Source organism: Desulfolutivibrio sp. (genome assembly GCF_036584575.1).
Lineage (GTDB): Bacteria > Desulfobacterota > Desulfovibrionia > Desulfovibrionales > Desulfovibrionaceae > Desulfolutivibrio.
The window spans coordinates 1-2,758 of record NZ_JAZHDB010000175.1; the positions used below are offsets into that span (position 1 = coordinate 1).

The 2,758-nt window shown below is 67.4% G+C and carries 3 protein-coding genes; 2 read left to right on the plus strand and 1 reads right to left on the minus strand.

All coding sequences use genetic code 11. From position 1 onward, the window contains the following. The first annotated feature begins 96 nt into the window (after positions 1-96). A complete protein-coding gene (locus V3572_RS12840) occupies positions 97-1,401 on the plus strand; it encodes a response regulator (RefSeq protein ID WP_332111410.1) in 1,305 nt (434 codons plus the stop codon). Positions 1,402-1,413: 12 nt separating this feature from the next. Here the strand turns inward: V3572_RS12840 and V3572_RS12845 are convergent, their stop codons facing one another. Beyond that, complete coding sequence (locus V3572_RS12845) at positions 1,414-2,103, minus strand: Crp/Fnr family transcriptional regulator (protein ID WP_332111411.1); 690 nt, start codon at positions 2,101-2,103, stop codon at positions 1,414-1,416. Positions 2,104-2,187: 84 nt separating this feature from the next. On the opposite strand from V3572_RS12845, the gene V3572_RS12850 reads away from it, so the two are divergent. Beyond that, a partial coding sequence (locus V3572_RS12850; RefSeq protein WP_332111412.1) for a 4Fe-4S binding protein occupies positions 2,188-2,758 on the plus strand: 571 nt, incomplete at its 3' end.

A 2,758-nucleotide genomic window follows, 5' to 3' on the forward strand; every position in this document is an offset into this window, starting at 1 on the left:
CCCTCCTCGAAGGCGGCCTCAAGCTCGCCGGGCAGAACCTGGAAACTCTTCAGGGGGATGGCGGCCCACTGCGCTGGCTGCCTGGGCGCGCGGGCCATGGCCGACGAGCGCACCGTGGGCCTTCTGATCGTCGCCGCCCCCGCCCGGCCATACACCGGCAAGGACCGGATCATCATCGACCGGCTGGCCGACATCATGGCCCTGGGCATCTGCCGCGTCCAGGCTGAAGGCCAACTGGTCGCGGCCAGGGAGGCCTCCGAGGTCGCCAGCCGCATGAAAAGCGAATTTCTGGCCAACATGAGCCACGAGATCAGAACGCCCTTAAACGGCCTCCTGGGCATGCTGCAACTGCTCCAGGACACCTGCCTCGATGCCGAGCAAGACGACTACGTGGGCACGGCCCTGCGTTCGGGCCATCGCCTGACCGCCCTTCTCAGCGACATTCTGGATCTGGCCCGGGTGGAGGCCGGGAAGCTCTACCTGTGCCACGACCCCTTCGACCTGGGCGACGTGTTCGCGGCCGTGGCCGACACCTTTGGCCCCGTGTGCCGGGAACGCGGCATCGACTTGATCCTGCACATGGGCGCCACCCTGCCCCGGCTCTTTGTGGGCGATGAGGTGCGCGTGCGCCAAGTGGTCTTCAATCTGGTGGGAAACGCCGTGAAATTCACGGAAATCGGCGAGATACACCTGGAAGCCTATCCCCTTCCCGCCCCCGAACCCGGCACGGCCCGCGTCTTTCTCACCGTCACGGACACGGGCATCGGCATCCCCGAGGCCAAGCTCGATTCCATCTTCGATTCCTTCACCCAGGCCGACGGCGCCGTGACCCGCAAATATGAAGGCGCCGGGCTGGGGCTGGCCATCGTCAAGCATCTGGTGGAGCTCATGGACGGGCATCTCGTGCTGGAAACCGAACCCGGCGAGGGCACCACCGTGTCCTGCTGCCTGCATCTGGGGCTGTCCGCCACCCCCCCGGCCCAGGCCAAAGGCCCGCTGCTTTTGGGAGAGATGGCCCAGGGGGCGAACCTGCGCGTGCTTATCGTGGAGGACGAGCGCATCAACCGGATGACCCTGCGACGGATGCTGGAAAAAATGGGACATGTCGTGGTCGAGGCCGAAAACGGCTTGGCGGCCCTGGACATCCTTTCCCGGGAGGGGTTCGACTGCATCCTCATGGACATCCAGATGCCCAAGCTCGGAGGCCTTGAGACCCTGGCCATCCTGCGCCATGATCCGGCTTTCGCCCACCGGGCAGGCATACCGGTCATGGCGCTCACGGCCCACGCCATGTCCGGCGACCGAGAACGCTTCCTGGCGGCGGGCATGGACGGCTACCTGGCCAAGCCTGTCGAGATTTCGGATCTGCGGCGGCTGCTCGGGACCGTCCCCTCCGCCTGACCGGTGGCCCGGCTACAGGGGTTTTTGCCCCGAGGCCAGCTCCTCCAGCCGCGCCACGTCGCGCAACACCACCGCCTGACCGGAAAGCGCGATGAGCTCCTCGTCGGCCATCTTGCGCAACACCCGGGACAGGGTCTCGGGGATCGTGCCCAGGTATCCGGCCAACTGTCCCTTGGGCAGCTCCAGGTCCAGGCGCATCTTCTTCTGGGCCGAATGCAGAAGCAGCAGGTGGGCGGCCAGCCTGGCAGGCACCTCCTTGAGGCTCAACTCCTCGATCTTTTGGACGAAAAACCGCAGGCGCATGGACAGAAGGGCCAGCATGGACATGGCCAGTTCCGGATCGTCGCGTAATAGCGCCGCAAAGCCCCGGCGTGGGAAAAATAAAAGCTCGCTGTCCTCCAAGGCCTGGGCGTCGGCCGGGAACACCCCGCCCTGGAACACCACCACCTCGGCAAAGGCCGCGCCCGGGCCGAACACATGCAGGATGTGCTCCTTGCCCGACGGCGAAGACCGGTAGATGCGCACCTTGCCCGAGGCCACGCCGTAAAAGCCGTCGGCCGCCTCCCCGGCGCGAAAGATCACCCGCCCCCGCTCCCGACGCCGCACCTCGGCCACGGCCGCAAGCTCGGCGATCTTGTCCGGGGAAAGCCCCGTAAACATCTCCATCCCGGCCACGGCCGCTTTTTTGTCGATCCCAGGCATACGCTTCCGATTCCCGGTTTTTTGACCTACGTCAAGGCCAGCCCGACCCGTTCGGGATACACCCCGTCAAAAGGACTCCCGACCATGCCCGAAACCACCTTCCGCATCACCGCCTGCCGGGGCCTCGCCCCGGCCCCCGGGGCCCGGCCCTGCCCGCATGCCCTGCCCTGCGACACGGACATGCCCGGGCTTTTGGCCCACACCCTCACCGAGGCGGGCTGGCCCGCGTTTCTGGCCGCCACGGAACCCTCCATCCGCCACCATCAGGCCATAAAGATCGTGCTGGCCGGATGCCCCAACGCCTGCGCCGGTCCCCAGGTGGCGGACTTCGGGCTCATCCGGGCCTGTCGGCCGTCGCGCCAGCCCGACCGGTGTACGGGATGCGGGGCCTGCGCTGCGGCCTGCCCGGAAAAGGCCATGGCCGTAAGCCCGGACGGGCCGGTCATCGACCGGAAACGCTGTCTGGGCTGCGGCCTGTGCGTCCGGGCCTGCCCCCATGAGGCCCTGACCCTTGAGCGCTTAAGCTGGCGGGTCATGGCCGGAGGCAGACTGGGACGGCATCCGGCCCTGGCCGTGGAGCTGCCGGGGCTTTTTTCCGACGCCGAGGCCGCCGCCTGCCTGGCGCGTCTGGCGGCCTTTTTCATGGCCCGGCATC

Excerpts from the sequence above, each read along its gene's own strand:
- V3572_RS12840 (WP_332111410.1), top strand. The coding sequence starts at position 97 with ATGGCCGACGAGCGCACCGTGGGCCTTCTGATCGTCGCCGCCCCCGCC.
- V3572_RS12845 (WP_332111411.1), bottom strand. The coding sequence starts at position 2,103 with ATGCCTGGGATCGACAAAAAAGCGGCCGTGGCCGGGATGGAGATGTTT.